Annotated in this window: 13 protein-coding genes and 1 tRNA gene; 11 read left to right on the top strand and 3 right to left on the bottom strand. The window is 42.7% G+C overall.

Features of this window, described 5'->3' with window-relative positions:
• Positions 1-6 precede the first annotated feature (6 nt).
• From ABWY16_RS02440 to ABWY16_RS02405, 8 genes are all read left to right on the top strand, one after another.
• Positions 7-2379: an ABC transporter permease gene (locus tag ABWY16_RS02440; RefSeq protein ID WP_353903060.1), complete on the top strand. Its 2373-nt coding sequence runs from the start codon at positions 7-9 to the stop codon at positions 2377-2379.
• 24 nt (positions 2380-2403) lie between these two features.
• Positions 2404-4764, top strand: coding sequence for an ABC transporter permease (locus ABWY16_RS02435; protein WP_353903059.1), 2361 nt, complete (start codon positions 2404-2406; stop codon positions 4762-4764).
• 49 nt (positions 4765-4813) lie between these two features.
• Positions 4814-7186 carry an ABC transporter permease gene (locus tag ABWY16_RS02430; protein WP_353903058.1) on the top strand — a complete coding sequence of 791 codons (2373 nt, stop codon included), beginning with the start codon at positions 4814-4816 and terminating at the stop codon, positions 7184-7186.
• A complete protein-coding gene (locus ABWY16_RS02425; protein ID WP_353903057.1) occupies positions 7179-7358 on the top strand; it encodes a hypothetical protein in 180 nt (59 codons plus the stop codon). Before ABWY16_RS02430 ends, ABWY16_RS02425 begins: the two co-directional genes overlap by 8 nt.
• A 48-nt stretch (positions 7359-7406) precedes the next feature.
• Complete coding sequence (locus ABWY16_RS02420; RefSeq protein ID WP_353903056.1) at positions 7407-9800, top strand: ABC transporter permease; 2394 nt, start codon at positions 7407-7409, stop codon at positions 9798-9800.
• Positions 9801-9848: 48 nt separating this feature from the next.
• Positions 9849-10541, top strand: coding sequence for an ABC transporter ATP-binding protein (locus ABWY16_RS02415; protein ID WP_353903055.1), 693 nt, complete (start codon positions 9849-9851; stop codon positions 10539-10541).
• A gap of 96 nt (positions 10542-10637) precedes the next feature.
• Complete coding sequence (locus tag ABWY16_RS02410) at positions 10638-11435, top strand: ABC transporter substrate-binding protein (protein ID WP_353903054.1); 798 nt, start codon at positions 10638-10640, stop codon at positions 11433-11435.
• Between the two features lie 107 nt (positions 11436-11542).
• A tRNA-Leu gene (locus tag ABWY16_RS02405) sits at positions 11543-11624 on the top strand.
• A 464-nt stretch (positions 11625-12088) separates the two neighbouring features.
• Here the strand turns inward: ABWY16_RS02405 and ABWY16_RS02400 are convergent.
• Positions 12089-14062 carry a RagB/SusD family nutrient uptake outer membrane protein gene (locus tag ABWY16_RS02400; protein WP_353903053.1) on the bottom strand — a complete coding sequence of 658 codons (1974 nt, stop codon included), beginning with the start codon at positions 14060-14062 and terminating at the stop codon, positions 12089-12091.
• A 42-nt stretch (positions 14063-14104) separates the two neighbouring features.
• The gene (locus ABWY16_RS02395) at positions 14105-17314 is read right to left on the bottom strand and encodes a SusC/RagA family TonB-linked outer membrane protein (RefSeq protein WP_353903052.1); all 3210 of its coding nucleotides are present in this window, start codon (positions 17312-17314) and stop codon (positions 14105-14107) included.
• Between the two features lie 495 nt (positions 17315-17809).
• Between ABWY16_RS02395 and ABWY16_RS02390 the strand changes: the two genes are divergently transcribed.
• Complete coding sequence (locus tag ABWY16_RS02390; RefSeq protein ID WP_353903051.1) at positions 17810-21730, top strand: hybrid sensor histidine kinase/response regulator transcription factor; 3921 nt, start codon at positions 17810-17812, stop codon at positions 21728-21730.
• A 355-nt stretch (positions 21731-22085) separates the two neighbouring features.
• Here ABWY16_RS02390 and ABWY16_RS02385 read toward each other — a convergent pair whose 3' ends face one another.
• Positions 22086-22283, bottom strand: a complete 198-nt coding sequence (locus ABWY16_RS02385; protein ID WP_353903050.1) for a hypothetical protein — start codon at positions 22281-22283, stop codon at positions 22086-22088.
• 452 nt (positions 22284-22735) lie between these two features.
• On the opposite strand from ABWY16_RS02385, the gene tig reads away from it, so the two are divergent.
• Positions 22736-24082 carry a trigger factor gene (tig, locus tag ABWY16_RS02380; RefSeq protein WP_353903049.1) on the top strand — a complete coding sequence of 449 codons (1347 nt, stop codon included), beginning with the start codon at positions 22736-22738 and terminating at the stop codon, positions 24080-24082.
• A gap of 171 nt (positions 24083-24253) precedes the next feature.
• On the top strand, positions 24254-24949 hold the full coding sequence (clpP, locus tag ABWY16_RS02375) for an ATP-dependent Clp endopeptidase proteolytic subunit ClpP (RefSeq protein ID WP_142528989.1): 696 nt from the start codon (positions 24254-24256) through the stop codon (positions 24947-24949).

Here is a 24949-nt window from a genome sequence, read left to right as displayed (position 1 = left end):
TCCGATATGTTTAAACTGAACCTCACCATCGCATTGCGGAACCTGTGGAAGAATAAAACTTCTGCACTCATCAATATTACCGGACTGGCTATTGGACTTGCATCCTGCCTCTTGCTTTTACTGTACGTATCGTATGAATGGAATTATAACAAGCAGACAAAAGACGATAAAAATGTTTACCAGGTGCTGGTCAATTTTGACGGGCCCGCCGGTAGTATAGGCGGTACGGGATGGTCTACACCCAATACAGTTGGCCCTGCACTCAAAGAGGGCTATCCGAGCGTTTTGGCGATGACCCGTACAGATGGCGCTGATTCCCGCCTTATTGCCAATGGTAGAAACAGTTTTAAAAAAAGAGGACGTTTTGCTGATCCTGATATCCTAAAGATTTTCGATTATACATTTGTCGCGGGAGAGCAGAAGACGGCGCTTAGTGCACCCAACAGTGTGGTGCTTACGGAAACTACAGCAAAAGTGCTGTTTGGCAGCACAGACGTACTCAATAAATCTGTCCGGTTTGAAGATCGTGTGGATCTCAAGATCACCGGCATAATCAAAGACCTTCCCGACAATACCTTTATCAAACTGGATTTCCTGATGCCCTGGACACTGTTTGAAAACATGTACGAATGGACAAAGCGGCCGGCATGGACAAATAATAACTGGACTACACTCGTAAGGCTGAGACCGGGAAGCGATGTTGAAGTGCTGAACAGTTCTGTAAAAGGGATGATCAAAAAGAATGTATCTGATGCAACTTCATCTCCAATGCTTTTCCCTTTCAGCAAAACACATTTGTATGGCACATTTACAAATGGCAAAAGTACTGGTGGCGAAATTGAACAGTTGCGTTTATTTATGGGCCTCGCTATTGGTATCCTGCTGATTGCCTGTATCAACTTTATGAACATGGCTACTGCCAAATCAGAGAAGCGGGCCAAGGAAGTGGGGATTAAAAAGACAATTGGTGCCACCCGGGCGAGCCTGATCAGCCAGTTCCTGATGGAGTCTCTGGTGCTGACTTTATGCAGTGCAGTTATGGCTATCGTACTTGTAGAAGTATTCCTCCCTATGTTCAATAATCTGCTGGACATCAAGATGGATATCGTTTATACCAATCCCTACCTTTGGATCAGTCTGATAGGTATTGTGCTTTTTACAGGAGTTGTTGCTGGCAGTTATCCGGCATTTTACCTTTCTTCGTTTAACCCTCTGCAGGTGTTAAAGAAAAGAACTTCAGGCCGCGGGATACGGTCTGTGAACCTGAGGCAGGTGCTGGTGGTTATCCAGTTTAGTTTCGCAGTTATTCTGATCATAGCGACAACTGTAATCTACAAACAGATCCAGTATATTAAAAATATACCGCTTGGCTATCAGGTAAACAACCTGGTAGAGTTGCCTCAGGATGGTCAGCTGGAGAAACGGTTCGAACTGCTGAAAGCACGTTTACTAAAGTCAGGCGCCATCTCCGGAATATGTCAGCTGTCAGGCAGCATAGCCAGTTATAACTCAAATTTTTGGGGAATGGAGTGGCCGGGTTCTTCTGAAGAGGACAGGCACATGGTTTTCAGCCAGCTGGCTACTACATATGATTTTGTACAGACTACCGGATTAAAGGTGATTGAAGGCCGGGATTTCTCCCGCCAGTTTCCTTCAGATACAGCAGCTGTGATGCTCAGTGTTTCTGCAGTTAAGGCTATGAATCTGGTTCATCCGGTGGGTAAGATCGTGAAATATCAGGGAGACAATTGTACGGTAGTGGGCGTGTTTCAGGATTTTATCTGGGGTGCTCCCCATAAAAAACAGGATCCAATGGTGGTGGCCTTTAGAAAAGGGGGCACCGGTTATGTTACGATGCGCCTCAATGCTTCAAATACACCATCTGCAAACCTGGCCCTGATAGAGCGTATTGTAAAAGAGATCAATCCTGCTTATCCGGTAGAATTTAATTTTGTTGACGAACTCTACGGGCAGAAACTGAAATCCCAGAAAATACTAGGGCTGCTGTCCAACGTTTTTGGCGGGCTTGCAATTTTCATCTCCTGCCTGGGTTTATTTGGACTTGCCGCATATAGCGCGGAGCAAAGAACAAAAGAGATTGGTGTACGTAAAGTCCTTGGTGCCTCAGTAGCAAGTCTGATGCAGTTGTTATCCCTGGGCTTCCTCAAAATGGTTGTTCTGGCTATCATCATTGCAATTCCTGTGGCCAATTATATGATGGATAGCTGGCTGAAGAAATTTGAATTCCACACCAGCATCAGTTGGGTGGTTATCCTGATGGCAGCGGTGGGAACTATCGCCATTGCGCTGCTCACAGTTAGTTACCAGGCGTATAAAGCCGCGAGAGCGAATCCCATTGATGCCTTGAAATACGAATAATATCCCCTTATAAAAATAGAGATCATGTTTAGATTAAACTTCAAAATAGCACTCAGAAACCTTTGGAATAACAAAGGGTACACGTTGATCAACGTCGGGGGACTGGCAATCGGCCTGGCCAGCTGCATGGTTTTGCTTTTGTATGTAGCCTACGAATGGGGGTATGACAGGCAGTCAAAGAATTCGATGAACACTTATGTGGTATACCAGCACCAGAAAGCCAGCAGTGGGATCATGAGCTGGGCCTGGACTCCGGGAGCGCTGGCTCCGGAGGTAGCAGGTAAAGTTCCGGGAGCAGTAGCCTCACATTCCAGTTACCCGGCAGCAGAACTACTCAGCTATAATCAGAATTACTTCAAAAAAGATGGCGTCTATAGCGATCCCCAGCTTTTGAAGATTATGGACTATAAATTCCTGAAAGGTAATCCCTCCAAAGCACTGCAGGAGGTAAATTCTGTGATCCTCACTGAAACGATGGCCAGAAATCTATTTGGAAGTGAAGATCCTGTCAACAAGGTAATAAAGCTTAATAATGCTGTCCAATTAAAAGTGGATGCCGTCATCGCAGATATTCCCAAAAACAGTACCATACGGTTTGATTACTTGATGACCTGGAGACTTTGGGAAAAACAACAGCCCTGGATAAAAACTTCAGGATGGGGAAATAATTTCTGTCTGACTATGGTTCAACTGCAAACTGAGCAGGATATCAATAAGGTTAGTGCCTTGATTAGGCCGATGCTGGCGAACCACCAGCAGGGCGCAACCGGTTATTACACACTTCATCCGCTCTCACAATGGCATTTGTATGGTGAGTTCCAGAATGGCAAATCTGTGGGTGGTAAAATCGGGCAGGTCAGGATATTCTTTATGCTGGCTTTCTGCATCCTGCTGATTGCTTGTGTCAACTTCATGAACCTTTCCACTGCACGTTCAGAAAAAAGGGCGAAGGAGGTAGGCGTGCGTAAAGCAATTGGCTCTTCCAGAAACTCGCTGATCGGGCAGTTTATGCTGGAATCCCTGCTGCTTTCTGTAATGGGAATGATTGTCGCTTTTGTACTGATCGAAATCAGTCTGCCTTATTTCAATGGGGTGCTGCATACAGCACTTTTAATCGATTATCCGGACTGGAAGTTCTGGTCGGTTTTTCTGGGGCTGACTATCGTTACAGGAATTTTGGCAGGAAGTTATCCGGCATTTTATCTGTCTTCGTTCGAGCCACTGCAGGTGTTAAAAGGAATGAACCTAAGGGGCAGTACATCTTTGTCTGTCAGACAGATCCTGGTCGTATTTCAGTTTGTATTCGCTGCCTGCCTTATCATATGCACAGCAGTAATTTATCAGCAGCTCAATTATATCAAAAATAAATCCATAGGGTATAACAAAAATAACCTGGTAGAATTACCTGTTCAGGGCTCACTGACTGGCGAGGGAAAGCTCAAACTGCTGAAAGAACAGTTGTTGAAATCAGGTGCGGTCATTGATGTTACTTATTTTGGGCGGAGCCTGAGCGAAGGCGGTAACAATACCTTCGGGGTCAGCTGGCCAGGCAAAAATGATAAAGAAGATATCTTCTTTAACTATAGAAGCGCAGGATACGATTTGTCAAAAACTTTAGGGACCAGTATGGTTAGCGGAAGGGAGTTTTCTGAAGCCTATACTGACACATCCAATGTGATCATGAATGAAGCTGCCATAAAAACTATGGGATTAAAAAATCCTGTCGGAACAGTTATCCAGTTCTGGAACCGGCCTGTGACAATTATCGGGGTAATGAAAGATTTTGTGATGGAGGATCCTTACAGCCAGACAGCACCGCTAGTGATCTATCACGATATGAAACAGGTGGAAGTGGTGGTTGCCCGGTTAAATCCTGCACAAAACATCAGTTCTTCCATGGACAAAATTAAGGAAGTAACAGAAAAACTTAACCCGGGTTTCCCTGTGGAGACAAAATTTGTGGATGATAATTTTGAGCAGAAGTTCCAGAATGAAAAGCTGCTCGGCATTATTGCCAACTGGTTTGGTGGCTTTGCAATTTTTATTTCCTGCCTTGGCCTCCTTGGACTGGCTTTATTTATGGCCGAGCAGCGTAAAAAGGAAATCAGCATCCGCAAGGTATTGGGTGCAAGTAATATGAACATTCTGACACTGCTCAATAAAGATTTTATCAAACTGGTGATTATAGCTGATCTGATTGCTTTTCCGATTGCCTATGTGATCGTTAACAGGTGGCTTTCCGCCTATAGTTTCAGGGTCTCTATCTCGGTATTGCCTTTTGCTATAGCGCTTTGCCTTTCGCTGATCATCGCCATTTTAACAGTAAGCGTGCAGTCCGTCAAGGTCGCGAAAGCAAACCCTGTTGATGCCTTGAAATATGAATAAGTTATTATACAAATAACTGCTTGATTGTAAACCTTCAACCTGACCTGAAATGTTTAAGCTCAATTTAACAATCGCCCTGCGCAACCTTTGGAAAAATAAGGTGTCATCTTTCATTAACGTAATTGGCCTGGCAATTGGCCTTGCGGCATGTTTGATGTTAATGGTATATGTATTCTATGAATGGAATTTTGATAAGCAGTCGAAAAATGCTGAAAATGTATATTTAACACTGACAAACGTGAGGGATAACAGCGGAAAGATTATGGTCACATTTGAAGGTACAACAACAGCCTTTGCGCCGGCTTTAAAAGAAGAAATACCTGAGCTGAAATACATATCCCGCCTCAATTATGGTAACGATAGAAATCTGATAGCAAATGGCAGTAACAGGTTCAAAAAACTGGCGAAGTTTGCTGATCCGGACATGCTGAAGATGTACGATTACCAATTTATTTATGGTGACCCCTCTACTGCATTGAATGATCCGAATTCGATAATACTTACCGAAAGTACAGCACTCACTTTATTTGGATCAACTGATGTGGTCAACAAATCCGTACGTTTCAGGGACCATTCAGACTTAAAAGTAACAGCAGTAATAAAAGATCTTCCTGCCAATAGTTCTAACCAGTTTGATTACATGATTCCATGGTCTTTTTATCAGACTATTGACGAGGATGCGAGGGATATCAACTGGAACAACTGCTGTCTGAATACGCTGGTAGTACTCAATTCCGGTTCAAATGTGGAGGTTGTCAATCAAAAAATAGCAGCATTGCTGAAAAAACATAATAACCAGCAATATCCTGCACACTTTCTCTATCCACTCAGTAAAATGCATCTCTATGGTAAGTTTGAGGATGGAAAGAGCGTGGGTGGTGCAATAGAAAAGATCTGGCTGTTTATGGGACTTGCTATCGGCATATTGCTGATCGCCTGTATCAACTTCATGAATATGGCAACCGCAAAGTCTGAAAAAAGGGCCAAGGAGGTAGGTGTAAAAAAGACTATTGGTGCAACCCGGACTTCCCTGATTTTACAGTTCTTAACAGAATCGCTGGTTTTATCGCTAATCAGTGTCGTGCTGGCAATTACTCTGGTAGAGATCTGTCTTCCTTCTCTTAATCATTTGTTGGGAATTGAGATGAATATCCCTTATTTACAAGGATATGTGTTCCTGTGGATAGTAGGTATTGTGTTAGTTACTGGCCTAGTTGCAGGCAGCTACCCGGCATTTTACCTGTCATCGTTTAACCCTGTTGAAACACTGCGGAGAAAAACAGGCAAAGGGAAATATCTTCAGATTGGGTTCAGGCAGATACTGATCGCGGGGCAGTTTTGCTTTACCATTATGCTTATTATTGCCACACTGGTAATCTATAGGCAGATCCAGTATGTGAAAAACAGGCCACTGGGAATTGATGCCAATGCCCTTGTGGAAATGCCGCAGGACGGAGCACTGAAAACAAGATTTGATGAACTCAAAAAACAGTTGCTTAAAAGTGGGGCTGTTACCAGTATGTATTATTCTTACTCAGGGCTGGCCCATCATGATAATAATTTCAGCGGACTGCGCTGGCCAGGGATGAAAGAAGAAAATACAGTACTTTTCAATAAGGTCTTCACCACAGCTGATTTCATCAAAACTACGGGATTGAAACTGATTGAAGGAAGAAACTTTTCAGAGAAACTAGCTTCAGATACAGCAGCAGTGCTGATTAGCAAATCTGCTGTAAAAACGATGCGCTTGGATGATCCCGTAGGAAAAGTATTGCAGATCTTTTCTGATAAGGTTACTGTAATAGGTGTTTTCGAAGATTATGTGTGGGATTCTCCCTACAAAGCAAATAATCCGATGATTGTTAACCTGAATAAAAAATTCCCGAATGTCATTACGATGAGATTGAACATGAAAAGGGGCCTTCAGGAAAATGTAGAAGCCATTAAAAGGATAACAAATGAAATAAACCCGGCTTATCCTGCAGAAGTCAGTTTTATCAGTTCCATTTACGGAGACATGTTTAAGCAGGAAAAAATCCTCGCTGTTCTTTCCAACATTTTTGGAGGCCTTGCCATATTCATCTCATGTTTAGGTTTGTTCGGACTTGTAGCCTATAGTGCAGAGCAGCGTACCAAAGAATTTGGTATAAGGAAAGTTCTTGGAGCATCGGTATACAGTTTAATGCAGCTGTTATCTGTGTCTTTCCTGAAAATGATTCTTGTTGCCATTGTAATTGCTGTTCCTGCTGCTTACTATTTGATGGACAAATGGTTGCGGAATTTTGAATTTCATACCAGCATCTCCTTGTGGATCATACTGATTGCAGCATCAGGCACATTATTTATTGCGCTTCTGACTGTCGGCTATCAGGCTTATAAAACAGCAACATCTAAGCCTGTTGATGCATTAAAATATGAATAAAAAGAGATACATCCGGTCAGAGTTATGGCAGTTTTTTAGGGAACCTGTCTGCTCAGCGGATGTACGATTGATAGTTATAGGGATGTTTCTATCGATTAAAGCGTACGTTGACTTCTTTGACCATAAAGATATGCTGACATGGTTAAAAGAAGTCGGTGTACGTAACGACTAAAAAGCCTGCTACGCAGACAAATGTAAATGAAATATAAACTGTACGGATATGTTTAAACTCAATCTCAAAATAGCGCTAAGAAACCTCTGGAAGAATAAAGGTTATACTTTGATCAATATAGCTGGTCTTTCCATTGGCATGGCCAGCTGTATCCTGATATTTATTTTCATCAGGTACCAGCTGAGCTATGACCAGCAGTTTGTCAAAAAAGACAGGATTTACCGTGTCGTTTCCTACTGGAAATATGCCGAAGGAGAAGAATTCTCAAAGGGAGTTCCAATGCCTCTGGCGCCGGCAATGCGAAACGATTTTGCCATGCTGGAAGATGTAGCCGTTTTACAGCGTGGCGGTGGAGTGATCAAGGTAAATGACCGCAACGGGAAGGAGAGACTCAAAATTGACCAGAAGACGTTTTATGTGAACCCGGAGTTTTTTAAACTGTTTGATTATCCCTGGCTGCAGGGAGATCCTCAGAAAGATCTGAGGGAACCCCATACAGTAGCTTTGAGCGAAGAAATGGCTGTGAAATTATTTGGCGACTGGCACCGGGCTGTGGGGCAAACAATTAATTACAACAATAAAACTGATTTAAAGGTAACCGGTGTTTTTGCTGATATCCCTCAGAACAATAGTAATGTAATTCAAGTAGCTATTTCCTATGCGGGCTTTGAAAGCAGGAACTTAAAGGAATGGAACAATGTCAATGATGCTTCGGAGTGTTACGTCCTGTTGAAAGAAGGACAAAATGTAGCTGATCTGCAGGGACCGAAAGCTGCATTTATCAAAAAATATTATGTGGCGCCCGGTACTGGAAAACCAGATATCTTTTTCCAGCCGCTGGCAGATGTTCATAAAGATGAGAACTATGGGAATTTCTCGCAGAAAACTACAGGGATGAAAGAGATTTGGGGATTGGCAGTAATTGGGGTTTTTCTTATGCTTACAGCCTGCATTAATTTTGTCAACCTCGCTACCGCACAAGCAGTAAGCCGCTCCAAAGAAGTTGGTGTAAGAAAAGTTATGGGTAGCAGGCGCAGCGATCTTATGCTGCAGTTTCTCACAGAAACGCTTACACTTACATTTTTTGCTTTGCTTCTGGCTTGTGTAATTACCGAGGCTGCTCTGCCAGGTCTGGCCGCCCTCTTTAAAGAAAAACTGTCTTTCAGTCTGTTGCAGCAACCCGTTATTTTACTATTTATGCTGGGGCTGGTAGTTTTTGTAGGTTTCCTTGCCGGGTTTTACCCCGCTATGGTCTTATCCGGGCTCCGTCCTGCACTGGCCATTAAAAATAAAGTAAGTATTGGCAATATGGGTGGTGGCGCTTTACGTCAGGTACTTGTGGTGGTCCAGTTTGCGTTAACGGTTGTCCTCATCACTGGCACGCTTGTAGTACTTAAACAAATGCAGTTCATGCGCGAAAAGCCGCTCGGGTTCAACGCCTCGGCAATAGCGCTGCCAAATGTTCCGGCTGACAGTTTAAGTCTGCTTAAGCATGATATCCTCAAGACAAGGATCCTGAATATTCCAGGCGTTTTATCGGCTAGCTTTTGCAGTGCCGCGCCATCATCAGGAGACAACAATTTAACGAATTTTGCTTACAGGGGAACCAGGGATGCAGATTTTCAGGTCAACACTAAATCAGCTGATCAGGATTACATTAAAGCCTTTGGCTTGCAGGTTCTCGCTGGAAGGGCGTTGTCAAAAAGCGATACCCTGAAAGAATTCGTTGTCAATGAAACGCTGCTGAAGAAACTCAATGTTAGAAATCCACAGGAAGCAATTGGTAAAATCATTACACTTGGTGGCCGCTATAAAGCACCAATTGTGGGCGTGGTTAAGGACTTTAATAATATGAACCTCAGGGAAGCAATATCACCTGTAATCCTTTTTTCCAGTAAAAAGAGTTCAAGTATGCTTGCCGTAAAAATGGATAGCCATCAGATCCCCTCCGTCATGAAAAATATAGAGCAGACCTGGAATTCCTGTTTTCCGAATAACGTGTACAAGTCTACTTTTATGGAAGAAGATATCAACAGTTATTATGAAAGTGAACAGGTGATGGGCGCCTTATTTAAAGTGTTTGCTTCGGTAATCATCTTTATTGCATTTATTGGTTTGTTTGGACTGATCTCCTTCGTGGCCACCCAGCGGACAAAAGAAATGGCTATACGAAAAGTGCTTGGGGCAACAACTTTAGAACTGGTAAAAATGCTGAATACTTCCTTTATCATTATGGTATTTATAGCCAACCTCGTAGCCTGGCCGGTAGCTTATATTTTTATATCCAGATGGCTTTCGCGTTATACCTATAGAATTGAACTGAACATCTGGCCTTTCGCCGTTGCAATGCTGATTTCTATGCTGGTCACCTTGCTGACAGTAAGCCTGAGATCATACAGGGCGGCTAAGACAAATCCAATCGATGCATTGAAATACGAATAATATACTTAAAGCATTATATATTCCTTAGATTTAAATATAAATATTAAGATGATAAAATTACAAAATATAGAAAAATACTATGCTGCAAAAGGTTTGAAAAGTTATATCCTCAGACATGTCAGTACTACTATAAATCAGGGTGAGTTTGTATCAATCATGGGCCCTTCGGGAGCCGGTAAATCAACATTACTGAATATCCTGGGGATGCTGGAAGAGCCTACTTATGGCAGCTATGAGTTTATGGGGGAAGACGTAACTTCACTGAACGAAAGAAGAAGGATAGAGCTTTACCGTAACCATATCGGCTTTGTTTTCCAGGCTTATCATTTGATAGATGAGATGACTGTCGCCGAAAATATAGAAGCGCCTTTGTTATATAAAAAAATAGGCAGCGCGGAACGTAAGAGCCGGGTAGCAGATATGCTGGACCGCTTCAATATCGTGGGTAAAAAAGACCTGTTTCCCAATCAGCTGTCTGGTGGCCAGCAGCAGCTGGTAGGTATTGCCCGCGCATTGGCGGCACAGCCTTCCATTATTCTGGCAGATGAGCCAACAGGAAATTTACAGTCAGCACAGGCGCTGCAGATTATGGACCTGTTCAAGAAACTGAATGAAGAGGAGAACATCACTGTTATACAGGTAACACATTCAGAAGTGAATGCCGGCTACGGATCGCGTATTCTGCATTTGCTGGACGGAGTGATTAAGGAAGATCTTCAGGTAAGCGAATCTGTCAGGTAGACCGTTTTAATACCTGGCAAATTTGATCATAACAGATTAACCTAAAGAAGAAGGCGAACGCTGAAAATTGATGAGGTGGATACTTATCTTTGTGCCATGCACAAAACGTTTACTGATCAGCTCAATAAGGAAGTGACCATTAACTATCCGCCAAAACGGATCATCTCGCTGGTACCTTCACAAACAGAGTTACTGTTTGAACTTGGGCTGAAGGATGAAGTAGTAGGGATCACTAAGTTCTGTGTACATCCCGTTGCACAGCTTAAGTCTAAAACAAAGGTCGGAGGAACGAAAAAACTCGATATTGAATTGATCAGGAATCTTCAGCCTGATTTGATCATAGGTAACAAAGAAGAGAATACAGAAGAACAAATTGAGTTGTTGAGCCGCGAGTTTCCTGTATGGATGAGTGACGTTGCTAATCTGGAAGAGGCCATGACAATGATCAGCCAGATTGCTGAAATGGTAGACAGGCAGCCTGAAGCAGCTTATCTTAACCATTTAATCAATGCTGGTTTTACAGATCTTCAGACCTTAGCCCTTCAGCTTGGGATTGATAAGAAAGTTGCTTACCTGATCTGGAAAGATCCTTATATGCTGGCCGGCCGGGATACTTTTATCAATGATATCCTGACGAAAATTGGTCTTACCAATATCATCAGGGAAAGCAGATATCCTGAAATTGATCTGGAGAAACTGTTGATTATGCAGCCTGACCTGATCTTTCTGTCTTCAGAACCTTATCCTTTCAAAGAAAAACATATGGACGAATTAAAACAGGCTGTTCCGGGTATAAAAATTATGCTGGTTGACGGCGAAATGTTCGCCTGGTATGGCAGCAGATTGGTAAAAGCGGTTCAATATCTTTTCCAGTTGCAGCCTCAATTAAAATAATAAGCCTTAAAATGAATGCTTTAGGCTTGCTGACGCAAAATAAACACAAAAGGTTTTTGAGAATTGATAACTATCTCTATCTTTGCAGTCCTAAACAACTCCTAGATGCGGATGTGGCGTAATTGGTAGCCGCACCAGACTTAGGATCTGGCGCTTCACGGCGTGGGGGTTCGAGTCCCTTCATCCGCACAACCAATACAGAAAAGCAGTCTTAACCGACTGCTTTTCCTGTTTAAAGATAATGGGTCTACTTCACAATAGTTGTAGTTATGATTATAACTTTCTGCATATTTACCAAAGTTATAATCATACTTATAATATTCGTCGTATGCAGATTCCTTCAAGCTCATTGAAAGGACATCCTATTGAAATAGGATCAGACCATTTAACGGAAAAATTTAATAAAGGTTTTATCCGGGCAGCGAAGGGTAGGTAAAAGCTAATTATTTTTTCAGATTATAAATGAGATCAAAAATCACGACGAGAAAGCTAATATTATCTATATCAATAAGGAAGATCTTCAATTCGATGATATAAAGACTGCTCAGGACCTTATCAGGGTATCAGCCATATTTATACCCGTGATTTTTTGATGTGGGAGGGGGATGTAACCGCCTTACCATAATGGCAAGGCGGTAAGAAAGCTTAAAATATCACCAGCCTGGATTTTGCATAGCCGTTTTCTGATCTCCCGTAAGTGGTGCTCCGCCACTTTGAATACCATCCAGAAACTTCTGAGGAATGGGACGCAGGTAATGTTTATCAACTGGTCTGGCCTCGTTGTTAAATACCGTAGCGCGTTTGATCAGTGTTTTTGTGCGGGAAAGATCTTCCCAGCGCATCAGCTCACCCATCAGTTCTCTTGAGCGTTCATTCAGGATGAAAGCAATGAATTTGTCTGATTGTGAACCAGCGCCTAACTGGGTATAAAAGTCATGTGTTGAATTAAGAATGTCATCAACACTGTTCAGGTGTAAGGCGCTTTGCGTGCTTGCAGTAGTCACTGCGATATTATTGTTCGACTCATAATAAGTATTTGTTGGTGCAAACGATACGTACTGCGCAGTATTGGCCACAGGATTGGTCAGGTAAGAGATCCCGCCATCAGTATATGCGCTGCGGTCTTCACCGTTGGCATAAGCTGCACGGTCGCGAACCTTATTCAAATAGGGCAAAGCAAGAGCATAATTACCCAGGCGGCCCTGAGCCTCGGCGGCAATTAAATAAGTTTCACCCAACCTGGCCAGGATACCGTCTCTCTGACCAAAGGCAGAAGCTACTGCATTACGGGAGCCATCAATGAATTTGGAAAGGCTTGGCCATTGGTTGCTGTTGTATCCACCATGTGTACCAATCAGATTTTGCGTTTCGCCAGCATAATAACGCACAAACATGGTTGGTGCCCTGAACAAAATATTGGCAGCTGTATAGCGTGCGTCTAAAGCATCATTAACAATGTAAAGGATAGACTGCTGTCCGCCTGTAAATTTAACTTTTCCGGATTGTGCCGGAGTAGGGGCATGTGCGGCATCCCAAACAGGTGCGCCGGTTGGTTTATTGCACAGGTATACTGTTTTAAAGGATTTCCAGAAACGTGAGTCGTTAAGTCTGTCATATACATCTATGGCATAATCCGTAGTCCTCATCCGCTGAAATTCCCTGTCACCCGGCAGATCCCGCTGCATACCTGGTAATGTCTGGTAGAGTGATGGATAGTATAAGTGTACCTGATTTCCATATCTTCCCTGAGTAGCGGTATTGTTTGAAAACTCAGCGGCGAGGATGATCTCGGCATTGCTTTCATTTGGGCCGTCCACTGCTGTGAAATTCCAGAGGTCACGGAAATTTGCAGCCAGGGTATGTTTGCCGCTGTTGATAACGATATCTGCATACTTCACCGCATTGTTCAGGTCGGCAGTAAGAGTTGAAGCGTTAAACGAACTGTTCAGTTCACTGGCGCGGTACAAATATGCTTTAGCGAGGAAATGGGCCGCAGCATATTTGGTAATTCGACCGTGTGCTTCAGGAGTTTCAGGCAGCAGCGCATACGCCTGTGTAAAGTCGTCAATTACCTGCTGATATACCTGCTGAGCGCTTGCCCGGGCAAATTCATAACTGACTGTAGTGGAAGGTGTAAGCTGCAGGGGCACACCACCATATTGCTTAACCAGTTTAAAATAGTCGAAAGCCCGCATGAAATAACCTTCGCCCAGCCTTACGTTCTTGTTTCCGCCGGTATAATACTGCGGTACGTTGGTAATTACGATGTTTGCAGAGTTGATGTTACCGTACATATTATCCCAGACCGTAGCTACATCGCCATTCAGTGAATTCAGGTTCTGATCGTAAGAATTAAACATTTGCTCAGTGCGGTCACCTCCAACAGTCATCTCATCAACCCCGTAATTGGTGGTAGAATATGCCCATTCATAATTGAAGTGAAAGCGTAAGCCCTGGTACATCCCGATGACAAGACCGTCAAGTCCGTCCGTAGTCTGGAAATCCTGTGTATTCCTTAATGTGATCAGGTCTTCATCCAGGAAATTTTTTCTGCATGAAGTGGGGATGGTTAAGCTGATTGCGGCTAACAATGCCAGATATATATAGTTGAATTTATTCTTTTTCATCTTTGTATGTGATTGAGTTATCAATTGTATAGCGCTTGCAGTTTAGAATCCTACGTTAATACCTGCTGTTAATCCCCTGTTATAATAGGAGGTCCCGAGATCAGGATTGATCCAGCCAATTTTTGAATAGAGCAGCGCTGGATTTGCTGCCTGTGCATATACCTTGATCCTGGATACGCCCAGTTTCTTGTTAATTCTGTCGGATAAGAAGTAGCCGAGCGAAATATTCCGGATGGCGATGTAAGATCCGTCCTGGTAACCCATTGAACTCACATAAGTGTCTCCTGTAGCGCTGGCATAATTAGGCGCCGGGTAGGCATTGGTCGGATTGGTAGGCGTCCAGTAATCTAACACGCGCTGTGCGTATCTTCCCTGTAAAATTTCAGCACCTGTGGGTACTGTAAAGCCCCATCTGGCGTAAAGGAAAACAGATAGCTCAAATTTTTTGTAGCTGAAAGTATTGTTTAAGCCACCGCTCCAGTCGGGTGCCCTGTGCCCAACAATTTTACGGTCATTATTGGCGTCAATCTTATAGTCGCCATTTAAATCCGCCACTTTGATCGTTCCGGGATAGAATGTACGGATACCATTGTTGGCAGCCGTATATTTTGCCATTTCGGCCTGATCCTGCGGGGTATCCTGCCATATCCCTATTTTCTCATAATTGTAATAGATCGAAATACGCTGCCCGATAAACAACAGGTTATTGATGTCATCAACCTTGCCATTGGCTAAGGAGGACACCTTCTCGCGGTTTGCAGTGAAAGAAAAATTGGTTGACCAGCTGAAATCTTTTGACGTAATATTCGTACTGTTCAGCGTAAGGTCAATACCCTTATTGGCAGTAGAACCTACGTTATCATATGTTGATGTATATCCGAGAACAGAAGGGATACTTCGCAGAAAGAGTAAATCTGTAGTTTTAGACGAATAGATATCAATGACACCATTGATGCGGCTTTTAAAGATGGCAAAGTCAACTCCAAGGTTATACTGTGTAGTGTGCTCCCAGCCCAGATCTGGATTAGGCAGGGGAATCGGGGTAGACAGTGATGCATCCGAAGATACATAGCCTGCTGTAGCAGCGCTGCCAAATGTATAATACAATGCCTGTAAACGTCCTTCTGAAGAATAAAGGTCTACTGAAGAGTTACCTGTTGTACCTACACCGAAACGTAACTTCATCTGGTTGATCCAGCTGGATGATTTCAGGAAATCTTCCTGATCCATACGCCATGCCAGTGCAACGGATGGGAAAAAGTCCCATTTATGTCCCGGGGCCAGCTGCGATGCACCGTCCCAGCGGGCTGATGCAGTTAACAGATATTTGCTGTCATAAGTGTAATTTACCCTGGCCATGTAGGATTGAAGCTGTGACTGGGTAAGATTGGATGAGAAGCTGTTTGGCAGGCTTACGGAGTTCAGTTGATACCAAAGCTGTTTGTCATAGGGAACATTTACAGCTGAGGTTGCCAGCGTTACATTGCGTGTAGCAGATGTACTTTGGAGTAATGTTAAACCAAAGTCGTGTTTTTTAATCGTTTTATTATAATAAAGCAGGTTATCCCAGGTATAAGCAAAATTGTTGCCCTGCGAAAGGCTGGCAAAGTTCGTTGAGCCGGGTTGTCCGCCCCCGCGGTTAATTGCATTGGCTGAAGCAAACTGGCCATTGCTGGTGTTCAGAAAATCCGGGCCAAAGTTACTGCGGATCTTTAAACCAGGCAGCAGGGTAGCTTCTGCATAAATAGAACCCAGTGTACGGATGGTCCTGTTCTGTGTTGTTGTGTTTTTGTCTTCACCAATGGGATTCAAAATACCTACGTCGCCACCAGGCAGGTTAATGCGTTCGCCAGTTTCAGGATTAAATGGTATAGCATAAGGAAGTTGTCCCTGCGCAGCTGCATATAAACTGGTTGGTCCGGTAGCAGATGAGCTGGTAAAACCATAATTCTGGATAGAGCTGGTGATGTTTACGCTACCACCCATAGCAAACCATTTTGTAGGGTTTACGTCCACGCTCAGGTTACCTGTGTAGCGCTCAAAATCTTGTCCAAGCTGTGTGCCATCCTGTTTCAGGTAGCCAAACGAGCCATAGGCCTTAACTTTTTCGGTACCACCGCTGGCACTCAGGGTGTGGTTTTGAGTATATGCAGTACGTTGTACCATATCAGTCCAGTTGGTGGTTGGTACAAGGCTTCCGTTCCAAACCCCATTTACCCAACCTTTATTTACATTGGCCAGGGCAAATGAATCTCCACCAAAAATACGCTGGTCATCCACCTGGTTTGGGCCGAGCGAAGAATAACCTGTACCTGCAGCAGTAGTTTTCCCCTGGGCAGCGTTCAGATAATTGATTCTGCGGTAAGCATCCCTGCGGAAATCTATGTACTGCTCAGAATTCATCATTTCCGTACGGTTATCAATTTGTTCTGCCGTGACAGTACCCACATAACTCAGCTGCATTGAACCGTTTTTTCCACGTTTGGTTGTCACAATGATTACCCCGTTTGCACCTCTTGAACCATATATTGCTGTTGCAGAAGCATCTTTTAGGATATCAATTGATTGAATATCGTTTGGATTGATCGCATCGATGCCGCCAGCAGCGAGCGGAACACCGTCTACCACATAAAGTGGATTGTTGCTGGCATTCACGGAACGCTGTCCCCTGATCGTAATCGCACCCATCGTTCCCGGCCGCTGACTGGATGTAATATCTACACCTGCAGCTTTCCCCTGCATAGCTTCAAGCGCATTGGATACAGGTCTCGAACGTATATCTTCTTCCGTAACACTGACAACAGAACCGGTTACATCGCTTTTCTTTACTACGTTGTAACCTACCACAACTGCTTCGTTCAGTGTTTTAACATTATCTTTTAATTGAACCGTAATGGTGGTTTTTCCTCCGAGTGGTTGTTCCAGGCTTTCATAACCTAAATAGGAAAATACCAATATTGCATTGGCATCATCTGATGGTACGGTAATCACAAATTTTCCATTCACATCAGTCTGTGTTCCTGCTGCAGTTCCTTTAACGCGTACGCTTACACCCGGAAGTGGCAGTTTGTTTTCATCGGTAACAGTACCGGTAACCCGGATGGCCAATGCATCCTTAAAGTTTATATGTGCAGATTCTGCAGCAAATCCCTTCAAGGAGGTTAGAGAGAGAATAGCAAACAGATTAAAAATGAGACAACGGATCAGTCGCTCATGCCTCCGTAGGGGCTCATAGTAGAAGTTGTTTTTCATTTGAACTAATTGGTTTTGATATTTGGCTATTATTGGTATTTTCCTATTGGGATCAGGAAAGGAGTTGCTTACTCAAGTAAATGGTAAAGCATTGATAAACCGTTTGAGATTTTCATCATGTCATACATTAAATAACCCTAATTTATATTGGTATGCTGAAGTGAAACAGCTTAACAAAGCTATGTTTGTTGTGCGCAAACTGTTTACGTTCTCGTTGAAAGTAATAGTACTGATGTTGAAAAAAAAGGCTTATAGGCTATTTTAAGACTTGATTTGTGTTTCTGCGTCATCATCTTTTATATAAAAAGAAATTTTTCACACGTTCTTTAACACAATTGAATATTTAAATTGTATTTTGACATTTAATAACAAAACAATACCCGTTGCAAACCATTTATAACCTGAAGCTGTAAAGCAGTCTCTGTACTTTTATATTTAAGACACAAATTGAAAATACTACTAGTCTGTTTCCTTTCATTTCTGTGCCGCTTGGCTATGGCGCAGCAATTCAACGCGTTTACAACAGTTGAAAGCAGCAATGGCTTGTCTGACAATAATGTGCGGAGCATAGGTCAGCTCCCTGATGGGAGGATGATGGTCATCACCGAGGGGATGGTTAATTTCTATAATGGCTCTTCCTTTCAATATATTCACCTGGATGATGAGAATCTTTACCCTCTCCGTGGCTACAAAGGATATCATTATCCATACCTCGAAAATAACAACCGGCTTTGGATCAAAAGAAAAGGCCAGCTCATGCTTATTGACCTGACAAATGAAAGGTATGAGAAGCATCCGGATAGTATTCTGACATCATTCGGGCTGAAAGAGGCAATCAGTGATTTTTTTATGGATGCCGGAAAAAATCTCTGGTTTGTTACTGTTACCGGTAGATTGTACCGCAAAGATCCTAAAGAAAAAACTGCCCGGCTTTTCCTGGCAGGGATATCAATAGATAATAATAAGAAAAATACGCTGTTTGATATTGCCTTGTTCCGCGGGGAAGCGCGGTTATTTTACCGTTCCGGTATTGTTGTACGCTATGATGTGCTATCAAAGAAAGAAACGGGAAGAGAAAATGCAATGGAAGGAGAAACAGGAGAAACCTTTGCCCGTTATCTTCATGTTGTCAATGGGAATAACACCCTCTATTTGCTCAGCAATTTAAATAAACGTGCTGTGCTGCTGGAGTACCAGGTTGCTGAAAAGAAATGGAAAAAACTACTGGACAATCCGGGTTGGTTAAATGATGTTGCTGTTAACAGAGAGGGTTCCCTTGCGATCAGCAGCCGGTATGGATTATGGATGATCGGCCGCGGCTTAAAACCTGAGTTTATTTCCACTCTTCATCTGTCCGATGGGAAATCATTCTCCACTGAAGTTACCAGTGCCTACTACGATTTACAGGGAGGGCTATGGATATCAACATTGTACAAAGGCCTCTTGTATACTCATCAGGACCGTCTCAGGTTTACTTCTTTTGACAGGTCACTTTTTAAGCAGCCGGATGAGAAAGTAATGCAGGTAACGTGTTTTGTCCAGAGTAATCAGAATGATATTCTGGTTGGTACCAATAGGGGCCTTTACCGTTATCAGCGTGCTCCGATGAAACTTGTTCCGTTTTCTGATCAGCTGAAAAATATACACTGCAATTATTTATACAAAGACAGCAGCGGCAGAATATGGATTTGCGCAACAGCAGGACTGTACTGTATCTCCGGGAGTACCGTTCAATTTTACCCTCTTGGCGAAGTTAACAGCATTATGCCAGCTTCCGGCGGACTGCTCTATGTAAGCACTGAGCAGGGAGGTGTGCTCAGCTTTAATCCGGCCGGGGGTACTTCGAAAGCATTAGCTTTCAAAGGAACTGAAGAGAACTGGCCCTCGCGGATCAAACAGATGATCTGGTGGAAGGGAGAATTAATCGGTTCGCCTTACTGGGAATTGTTTGTTTATCATCCAAAGGATTCGGTATTGCAGGTCATGGACCATGTTAAAAAGAAGCCTGCAATGTTCAGACATAACAACCACCAGTACAACTGCTTATTTGTTGACAGCCGCGGAATGCTCTGGTTCGCAACACAGGATGGCCTGAATGTCTGGGACGATAAAGATAAGAAACTTCAGACATTTCATACTGGCAATGGATTGATTAACAATGCAGTAAAGTCCTTGTCGGAAGATGCAAAGGGAGCAATCTGGATCTCAACTGCCAATGGCATTTCAAGGATTATAGTAGAAACAGGCACAAAAAGCAGAAGTTTCAGCTTTAGCCATTTTAACAGGTATGATGGATTGATGACCACTGAGTTTTCTCCACGCTCTTCTTTGATAACCACTGATGGGTATCTTTTGATGGGCGGTGTGGATGGCTTTAATGAATTAAAACTGGATCAAAGCCCCGCGTCCCATAAGACCCTTAATCCGGTACTCGTAAGTTTCAGGTTGTTTGGTACGGAGATCATTCAGAACGAAACCTATCAGGGCAATAAAATCCTGGAGAACGCGATATCGGCCACAAAAAGTTTGAAACTCAAACATGATCAGAACTTTTTTTCCATCGACTTTTCGGCGCTGAATTACGCCAATCCTTCTCATACCTTCTACCGCTATCGCCTTGAAGGAGTAGATCACAACTGGAACCTGCAGAATACGCCCGGTGGAATAGGGCATGCTACCTATACTGATATAGCGCCAGGAACTTATCTTCTCAAAATCCAGGCCTCAGAAAATGGTTCTGGCTGGACAGGCAAAACAGAACAATTACTGATCACCATAACGGCACCCTGGTGGGCTACTTCGATTGCGATCATCATTTATTGTTTGACAGGTATTCTGCTTATTTACCTTGCTGTTTCATGGTATATCCGTAAAACCAAAGCCCGGCAGCTGACTCTGCAGGCAGAAAAACTGGACCAGCTGAAGTTTAACTTCTTTACCAATATCAGTCACGAACTCAGGACCCCGCTTACATTGATCATGAGCCCGCTTGAAGTCATTTTGAAAAACACAGAAGACCTGGCACTCAAACAGAAGCTTAGTGGTATTTACCGTAATGCAACTACTCTTCTGAATCTGGTTAACCAGCTGCTTAATTTCCGCAAACTGGAATTGAATGGGGATGCCCTGCATCTGGGATACTGTAACCTGGAGGAGTACATAGAAAGTGTATGCCTGCCATTTGACTATCTGGCAGCAAGTAAAGATATAGCGTTCAAAAGAGAATATACTGAAAACCCCTCGCTATACTTTGATAAGAATAAGCTTGAAATTATTGTAAATAACCTGCTTTCCAATTCCTTTAAGTTTACACCGAAGGGTGGGCAGATCAGCATGAGGGTAATGAACTCCCTGATACCGGGATCGCAACGGCCGGCAGTATTGATTATTGTGCAGGATACAGGACTGGGAATCTCAAAAAAGGATCTGCCTGATATTTTCAATGTATTTTTTCAGTCGGATAATATGGGCGCTGAGAATACAGGCAGTGGTATCGGTCTTCATCTGGTAAAAGAGTATGCAGAGCTGCATGAAGGAACAGTCAGCGTTCAGAGCGTATCAGGTTCCGGAACAGAGTTTTCACTATATATACCTGCAGATCTGAAACCTGCTATTATCCAGAATCTGAGGGATCAGCCTGAACATCATCCTGCCCAGGGGATTAAGCTGCTGATCGCTGAAGATAATACTGAATTCCGTAACTTTCTGCTGGGGCAGCTTGAGCATCATTTTGATGTCATTGCTGCAACCAACGGCCGCGAAGCTCTGGATATGATTTTCTCAGATATGCCCGATCTGGTAATCAGTGACGTTATGATGCCGGAAATGAGTGGCATCGAACTGTGTGACCAGCTCAAAAGGAATGTTGCCACTTCGCATATTCCGGTGATCCTGCTTACTGCCCGGTATTCTGATGAAAATCAGGGCTATCAGGTCAGGGCGGATGCTTATATCACAAAACCTTTCAATATAGATCTTTTGTTTATCCGTATACGTAACCTGCTGGAGCAACAGGAGCAAAGAAAGAACCTTTTCAAGAATGCTATTATTATCCAGCCTTCATCGGTGACAACTTCTGATATCGATGAAAAGCTGATCCGTAAAGCGCTTGCTTTCATTGAAAAAAACATGAGTAATTCACTATATTCGGTTGAAGAGCTGAGCAGTGATATGAATATGGAACGTTCTGGCTTGTACAGGAAATTGATGGCTATCATCGGGCAGACACCCTCAGCATTCATTCGTTCGGTCAGACTGAAGAAAGCAGCGCAGCTGCTCATTCAGAAAGAGTTTACCATCGCTGAGATTTCCGATAGGGTAGGATTTAGCAATGCAGGCTATTTCAGTAAATGTTTTCAGGAAGAGTTTGCCCAAAAACCTTCTCAGTATGCAGAAAAGAACTTATACCCTCATTAAGCAGTGTCATTGCCCGTATACTGTTCGTGTATTGCTTGTACAGTGCTCTGTGTTCGTTCAGAGAGTGTTTTGTCAGTGCTCTTAACAGCCATACCACGCTTATAGCAAAAACATACCCCGGGCTTACCTCAGCCTTACCTTTTAGGTATAGCTGAGGTAAGCCCGGGGTATGTTTTTGGTACGGCTGCCGTAAGCCCGAGAGGAACACAAACAGAACATACAAGGAACGAGGTAGGAACGCTCATCGAGCAATGTACGAGCAACGTTAGAATGTGGTATCAGTTGTAGTTAAGCTGTAATCTGGTTTAGACCGTTTTCGGTGTGTAAACTGTGATAACACCATCATTTTCGCTGCTTACCACAAGCAGTCTGCAACCTTACCATTTGCCTGTTTATTTGTAGATTCGATGGCAGCAGCAAGTTTACCATCAGAAACAGTTACGCTGTTCACAGCGCCGCCGTATGGCGCAATAAGGATAGAGCCGATTACTTTCATATTTGCCGGATTTTTGAAATCGATCACGTCAATCTTATTAACTGTTCCATTGTTCACTACACAAACGGTTGATTGCCCGATCAAATGCGGAGATTTAAGCAGCTGCGGTATCACCAATATCAAGAGAACTGATCTGTGAAAATGTAGCAGCATCTTCATTCACAAAAAACTCTTCTTCGGTAGTTGAATCCTGTTTGTCTTTTTTACATCCTGCAAAACTGAGCAGACGAGTAGCAGTAGTAAATTATACTTCATATAGTTGCGGTTAAGCCGGCAAAATATCATTCCCGCATGTGCATGGCTTAATGCCTGTGTTAAGAATTTGTTAAATGCAATGCAGCACATACAGTACGGTTAAAATTGCAGGTAATCTATTATCTGGCAGACAAATTGACATTTAACACTGCCTAATTCAGGAAAAAATAATACTTTTGGCACCCTACAACCATCCGGCAGCATATCGGCTGGATTTTTGATTAAATGACATTTTAAAACATTGATTCAGAAAGATGAATATTACACAGGAAAAAATTGACGACTTAAACGCAGTTGTAAAAATTAACATTTCGCCTGAAGATTATACTGAGAAGGTCGATAAATCTATAAAAGAACAAGCCAAAAAATCTACTCTTCCGGGTTTCCGCAAAGGGATGGTACCTGCGGCGCACATTAAAAAAATGTACGGCAGAAGCATCCTTGTAGAAACCGTTAATACTTTGCTGAGTGAAAACCTTAACAAGTATTTAACAGACAACAAGGTAGAGATTCTTGGTCAGCCTGTGCCGGTAATAGATGATTCAAAAGATTTTAAATGGGACGGTACTGACGCTTTTGAGTTCGACTATGAAATTGGTCTGGCCCCGGTTGTGGATATTACGATCACATCTAAAGATAAATTTGTTCAGTACAATGTGAAAGCTGATGAAGAGACCCTGGCTGCACGTATCAAAAACATCCGCCGCAGCTATGGCAAAATGACAAACCCGGAAGTTTCGGCAGACGAAGATGTACTTTATGCCGAATTAGCACAACTTTCTCCTGATGGTTCAGTTTTTGAAGGTGGGATAACCAGTACTGGTTCTATCCGTCTGGATCTTGTAAAAGATAAAGCGATTTTAAAATCTCTGACCGGTAAGAAAAAAGACGATGTATTTGAACTGGATGTGCAGAAAGCTTTCGATAACAATGAAACAGTAATTGCGAAATTATTGAATATCGAAGAAGAAGCAGCTAAAGATCTGGACGGTAAATTTCAGGTAACGGTTAAAAATGTAAACCGTTTAGAGGAATCAGATCTGAACCAGGAGTTCTTTGATAAAATATTTGGTGAAGGTGTAGTGACTGACGAAGCTGGTTTCACTGCAAAGATCACAGAGGAAATTGAGGGGATGTTTAAACAGGATGCAGACCGCAAACTACAAAACGATATGTACACTCAGTTAACTGAAAACGTAAAAATGGACTTACCTGATGAGTTCTTACGCAAGTGGTTAAAAGCAACGAACGAAAAATTATCTGATGCTGAACTGGCTGAAGGATATGAAGATTTTGCTAAAAACTTAAAGTGGACTTTAATTGAAAACAAAATCATTAAAGACAACAGCCTCGAGATTAAATACGAAGATGTGTTCGCAACGGCTAAACAACGTTTAGATGCACAATTCAAAATGTACAGCCCTGCTCCGCTGCCTGAAGATCAACTGGCTCAGTATACTGCCACATTCCTTCAGGAAAAAGACAACGCTAACCGCATTTTTGAAGAAGTAAAAGCTTTAAAAGTTTTTGAATACATTCAGTCGGTTGCAACTTTAGACCAAAAAGATATAGCTTATAATAAATTTATAGAAATGACTTAATCTTTTAAAGAGATTGTCAGTTCTTTATACTTATCATAAGGCGGCTCTACCTGAGGCCGCCTTATTTATATCCGCTAAATTAATTTTACAATACCCAAATAAATTGCCAACTTAGTTTAAGTACTTTGGCAAGGATAAACGACAAATAAATTAATATATATTATTATAACAATGAATATAGATAAAGACGAATTTAGAAAGTACGCAGTTAAACACCACCGTATTAACGGCTTAAACGTTGATCGTTATATTGGCCAAACCAACATGTCTCCAAAAAGCATGACGCCCTACATCATTGAAGAGCGCCAGCTGAATGTTGCACAAATGGATGTATTCTCCCGTTTAATGATGGACAGGATCATCTTCCTTGGAGATGCAATTCATGATGGTAATGCAAACATTATACAGGCTCAGCTGCTGTTCCTGCAGTCTACAGATAACAACAGGGATATCCAGATTTATATCAATTCACCAGGTGGTTCTGTATATGCAGGATTAGGTATTTATGATACAATGCAGTATATTACCCCTGATGTAGCTACAATCTGTACAGGTATGGCTGCTTCAATGGGTGCAGTATTGTTAGTTGCAGGTGCCAAAGGAAAACGTGCAGCGTTACCTCACTCCCGCGTAATGATCCACCAGCCTTCAGGAGGTTCACAGGGTGTAGCTTCAGATATGGAGATCAACCTGAGAGAAATGCTGAAATTGAAAAAAGAATTATATGATATTATTTCTGATCATTCAGGCCAGACTTATGAATGGGTAGAAAAAGCTTCAGACCGTGATTACTGGATGAAAGCTGATGAAGCCAAAAGTTTCGGAATGATTGACGAAGTATTAGGTTCCAATTCGGATAAAAAATAG

The sequence above is a fragment of the Pedobacter sp. genome (genome assembly GCF_040513095.1).
Taxonomy (GTDB): domain Bacteria; phylum Bacteroidota; class Bacteroidia; order Sphingobacteriales; family Sphingobacteriaceae; genus Pedobacter.
Note: the sequence above shows the minus strand (reverse complement) of the source record. Positions and strands in the feature narration are given on the sequence as shown.

Bases quoted from the DNA above. Each gene is read 5' to 3' on its own strand.
- ABWY16_RS02440 (WP_353903060.1), top strand. From the start codon at position 7: ATGTTTAAACTGAACCTCACCATCGCATTGCGGAACCTGTGGAAGAAT.
- ABWY16_RS02435 (WP_353903059.1), top strand. From the start codon at position 2,404: ATGTTTAGATTAAACTTCAAAATAGCACTCAGAAACCTTTGGAATAAC.
- ABWY16_RS02430 (WP_353903058.1), top strand. From the start codon at position 4,814: ATGTTTAAGCTCAATTTAACAATCGCCCTGCGCAACCTTTGGAAAAAT.
- ABWY16_RS02425 (WP_353903057.1), top strand. From the start codon at position 7,179: ATGAATAAAAAGAGATACATCCGGTCAGAGTTATGGCAGTTTTTTAGG.
- ABWY16_RS02420 (WP_353903056.1), top strand. From the start codon at position 7,407: ATGTTTAAACTCAATCTCAAAATAGCGCTAAGAAACCTCTGGAAGAAT.
- ABWY16_RS02415 (WP_353903055.1), top strand. From the start codon at position 9,849: ATGATAAAATTACAAAATATAGAAAAATACTATGCTGCAAAAGGTTTG.
- ABWY16_RS02410 (WP_353903054.1), top strand. From the start codon at position 10,638: ATGCACAAAACGTTTACTGATCAGCTCAATAAGGAAGTGACCATTAAC.
- ABWY16_RS02400 (WP_353903053.1), bottom strand. From the start codon at position 14,062: ATGAAAAAGAATAAATTCAACTATATATATCTGGCATTGTTAGCCGCA.
- ABWY16_RS02395 (WP_353903052.1), bottom strand. From the start codon at position 17,314: ATGAAAAACAACTTCTACTATGAGCCCCTACGGAGGCATGAGCGACTG.
- ABWY16_RS02390 (WP_353903051.1), top strand. From the start codon at position 17,810: ATGGCGCAGCAATTCAACGCGTTTACAACAGTTGAAAGCAGCAATGGC.
- tig (WP_353903049.1), top strand. From the start codon at position 22,736: ATGAATATTACACAGGAAAAAATTGACGACTTAAACGCAGTTGTAAAA.
- clpP (WP_142528989.1), top strand. From the start codon at position 24,254: ATGAATATAGATAAAGACGAATTTAGAAAGTACGCAGTTAAACACCAC.